At 68.9% G+C, this 4,047-nt stretch carries 4 protein-coding genes and 1 pseudogene; 1 reads left to right on the forward strand and 4 read right to left on the reverse strand.

What is annotated here, in order from left to right; genetic code table 11:
- The 3 genes from GJ634_RS14445 to GJ634_RS14455 all read right to left on the reverse strand — a co-directional run.
- The coding region (locus GJ634_RS14445; RefSeq protein WP_157503552.1) for a hypothetical protein at positions 1–277 on the reverse strand (277 nt) is incomplete at its 3' end.
- Positions 278–317: 40 nt separating this feature from the next.
- Positions 318–659: a hypothetical protein gene (locus GJ634_RS14450; RefSeq protein ID WP_331714199.1), complete on the reverse strand. Its 342-nt coding sequence runs from the start codon at positions 657–659 to the stop codon at positions 318–320.
- Positions 660–698: 39 nt separating this feature from the next.
- Positions 699–884, reverse strand: a complete 186-nt coding sequence (locus GJ634_RS14455) for a hypothetical protein (protein ID WP_331714200.1) — start codon at positions 882–884, stop codon at positions 699–701.
- A gap of 113 nt (positions 885–997) precedes the next feature.
- Here GJ634_RS14455 and GJ634_RS14460 point away from each other — a divergent pair, with 113 nt between their 5' ends.
- The gene (locus GJ634_RS14460) at positions 998–3,730 is read left to right on the forward strand and encodes a DNA-directed DNA polymerase (RefSeq protein WP_157503554.1); all 2,733 of its coding nucleotides are present in this window, start codon (positions 998–1,000) and stop codon (positions 3,728–3,730) included.
- On the opposite strand, the pseudogene GJ634_RS15695 reads toward GJ634_RS14460, so the two are convergent.
- Positions 3,731–4,047, reverse strand: a pseudogene (locus GJ634_RS15695) (glutamate--cysteine ligase); the annotation flags it as partial.

A 4,047-nucleotide genomic window follows, 5' to 3' on the forward strand; every position in this document is an offset into this window, starting at 1 on the left:
CGCCGAGCATCTCGCGGGCGGCCAGCGGCCCCCGGTCGGCGAGGTCGACGAGCAGGCCGAGGTGCCAGTCGTCGTGGCACGCGGTGACGACGCGGCGCGCGGGCTCGGGGACCGCCGCCGCGAGCGCGTCGAGTGGCGCGTCGCCCTCGGCGGGTTCGAGGGCGTCGTTGGGGAGGTGGCGTTCGTCGCCGGTCTCGGGGTCGCGGACGAGGCTGCTGTCGCTGCTCTGCTTGAGGAGGAGGTAGCGGCGGCCGTCGTCGTCGCGGACCGTGCGCATGCGTGAGTGCAGCGGCCGGGGCGCGTTAGGCCTTCCGGCGTCAGTCGTCGAAGTCGGCGTCCCCGTCGGTGTAGCGCTGGTAGCGCCAGTAGCCGAACGCGAACAGCGCGAGGCCGAGGACGACCGCGAGGCCGCCGTACCGCCAGCGGCCGCGGAAGCCGACGAACATCGCGCCGATGCTGACGGCCAGCAGCGCGACGTTGAACGTCACGACGAGCGTCCAGAAGCGGCGGCGGAGGCCCGCGGGGGCGTCCGAGCCGTCGGGAATCTCGGGCTGGCTGACGGACGGGACGTCGACCTTGGGCGCGAGCTCCTGTTCGGCTTCGCTGGGTTCGTCGTCCAGGAAGTCGTGGTCGCCGTCCGCGTCCTCTTCGTCGAACACGCTCGGAGAAGGGCGGCGTCGGTGGAAAAGCGTTGCCTATCAGAGCACGTCGCCCAGCGACACGGCGTTGGTCGCTTTGAGCCACGCGAGCGGATTGTCGGCGTCGTAGAACACGACCCCGTCCTCTGTGTCGTAGGACTCGACGGTGTCTCGGGCCTCGTCACTCTCGGGCAGCTGCGGGACGTCGTTGTGGCGATGCGCGTCGCCCGCTGCGTGGTCAGTCACGTCGGTCACCTCGGACTGTGGTAAGAAGTAGCATACCATAAGCCTTCTCCCGATGGCCGATTTCGCCGCCCGGAAGGGCGAGTTTTTAGGCGACAGGGGCGAACGTTGAGGTAATGGAAGACACGGACCTCTCCGAGTTCATGCACGAGGGGAGCGACGCCGCCGGCGACTCGGCGGACGCGCCCGAGGACGCGGTCCGCGCGGAAGCGGAAGTCGTCGCGGGGGACGGCGACCCCGTCGTGGACGAGATCGTCTCCGCGGAGGCCGAGGCGCTGCCGGACGCCGACGGCGACGTCGAGCTGATGGTGACGCAGGTCGACTACACGGTGGAGGGCGACGGCGACCGCGAGCGCCCCGTCGTCCACGTGTTCGGCCGCACCGAGGACAACACCGCCGAGCACGTCCGCGTCCACGGGTTCCGGCCGTACTTCTACGCGCCCACCGAGAGCGTCGACGAGGACGACCTCGCGCAGGACGTCATCACGGGCAGCGAGGAGACCGACGAAAACGGCGAGCCCTACGAGTCCATCCGCGGCGAGAAGCTCACGAAGATCTTCGGCCGCACGCCGCGGGACGTCGGGAACGTCCGCGACCGCTTCGACCACTACGAGGCGGACATCCTGTTCCCGAACCGCCTGCTCATCGACAAGGACATCACCAGCGCGCTCCGCGTGCCCGATCGCCGCGCCGACGACGGCGCCGTCTACGTCCACCACGACGAGATCGAGACCTGCGAGGTGGCCGCCGACGTCCGCGTCAACACCTTCGACATCGAGGTCGACGACCGCTCCGGGTTCCCGGAGGACGGCGAGGAGCCCATCGTCTGCCTGACGAGCCACGACTCCTACCGCGACGAGTACGTGGCGTGGCTCTACGAGGCGCCCGACGCGACCGCGCCGTCGCCGGAGGCGCTGGTCGACCACGACCTGATGGACGAGGGCGCCGACCTCGAAGTCCGGGCGTTCGACAGCGAGGAGGCGATGCACGAGGCGTTCCTCGACTACCTCGCGGAGACCGACCCGGACGTGCTGACGGGGTGGAACTTCGACGACTTCGACGCCCCCTACTACATCGACCGGCTGGACGAGCTCGACCCGTACACGGACCGCGACCTCGACTCCGACCGGCTCTCCCGCGTGGAGGAGGTGTGGACGTCGGGCTGGGGCGGCCCGAACGTGAAGGGCCGGGTGGTCTTCGACCTGCTGTACGGCTACCAGCGGATGCAGCGCTCGGAGCTGGACTCCTACCGGCTGGACGCGGTCGGCGAGAAGGAGCTCGACGCCGGGAAGGAGCGGTACACGGGCGACATCGGCGACCTCTGGGAGGACGACCCCGAGCGCCTGCTGGAGTACAACGTCAGGGACGTGGAGCTCTGCGTGGAGATCGACCGGAAGCAGAACATCGTCCCGTTCTGGAAGGAGGTCGCGGAGTTCGTCGGCTGCAAGCTCGAGGACGCCACCACGCCCGGGGACGCGGTGGACCTCTACATCCTGCACAAGGCCCACGGCCGGTTCGTGCTGCCGTCGAAGGGCCAGCAGGAGAGCGAGGACTACGAGGGCGGGGCGGTCTTCGACCCCATCACGGGCGTCCGCGAGAACGTCACCGTGCTGGACCTGAAGAGCCTCTACCCGATGTGCATGGTGACGACGAACGCGTCGCCCGAGACCAAGGTCGACCCCGAGGCGTACGACGGGGAGACGTACCGCGCGCCCAACGGCACGCACTTCCGGAAGGAGCCGGACGGCATCATCCGCGAGATCATCGACGAGACGCTCGCGGAGCGCGAGCAGAAGAAGGCCGCGCGGAACGAACACGACCCCGACAGCGAGGCCTACGACCGCTACGACCGCCAGCAGGCCGCGGTGAAGGTCATCATGAACAGCCTCTACGGCGTGCTGGGGTGGGAGCGGTTCCGCCTCTACGACAAGGAGATGGGCGCCGCCGTCACCGCGACGGGCCGCGAGGTCATCTCGTTCACGGAGGAGGCCGCCAACGAGATCGGGCACGAGGTCGCGTACGGGGACACGGACTCCGTGATGCTGGAGCTCGGGCCGGACCTCTCGAAGGAGGCGGCCATCGAGGCGTCGTTCGACATCGAGGAGCACATCAACGGCGCCTACGACGAGTTCGCCAGCGAGGAGCTCAACGCCGACGAGCACCGCTTCGAGATCGAGTTCGAGAAGCTCTACCGGCGGTTCTTCCAGGCCGGGAAGAAGAAGCGCTACGCCGGCCACATCGTCTGGAAGGAGGGCAAGGACGTCGACGACATCGACATCACGGGCTTCGAGTACCAGCGCTCGGACATCGCGCCCATCACGAAGCGCGTCCAGCGCCGCGTCATCGAGCTCGTCGTGAAGGAGGGCGACGTCGACGCCGTCGAGGAGTACGTCCACGACGTCATCGAGGAGTTCCAGGAGGGCGACGTCGACGTCGACGACATCGGCATCCCGGGCGGCATCGGGAAGCGGCTGGACAACTACGACACGGACACCGCCCAGGTGCGGGGCGCGAAGTACGCGAACCTCCTGCTGGACACGAACTTCCAGCGCGGCTCGAAGCCCAAGCGCGTCTACCTCCGGAAGGTCCACCCGGACTTCTTCCGGGAGCTGGAGGCCGAGAACCCCGACCTCCGGGACGACCCGCTGTACGTGGAGTTCAAGACCGACCACGACGTCATCTGCTACGAGTACGCCGACCAGATCCCCGAGGAGTTCGAGATCGACTACGACGTGATGCTGGAGAAGACCCTGAAGGGCCCCATCGAGCGCATCCTCGAGGCGCTGGACGTCTCGTGGGACGAAGTGAAGAGCGGGCAGACCCAGACCGGCCTCGGGAGCTTCATGTAGTCAGTCGCTGCGGACCGACTGCGCCCGCTGGACGTCGCGCTCGAGGCGGTCTGCGTGTTCCAGCCGGAGGTCCCGCGCCCGCTCCCGGGAGACCGCGCCGTGCCCGTCGAGCTCGCTCGTGAGCGGTTCGTAGGCGTCGACGTCGAACCCCATGCGGTCGAGGTACGCGCGGACGGCCGAGGAGTCCAGCCCGTCGCGGATGGCGGCGTCGACGTAGTCGCGGACGTCCTCGAACGGCGGCGCGACCACGCCCGACTCGGCGACGCGGCCGTCCTCATCCACTTCGAAGCCGTCCTCGCGGACGCGCTCGACGACGC

The sequence above is a fragment of the Halobacterium sp. CBA1126 genome, from assembly GCF_009741975.1.
GTDB lineage: Archaea > Halobacteriota > Halobacteria > Halobacteriales > Halobacteriaceae > Halobacterium.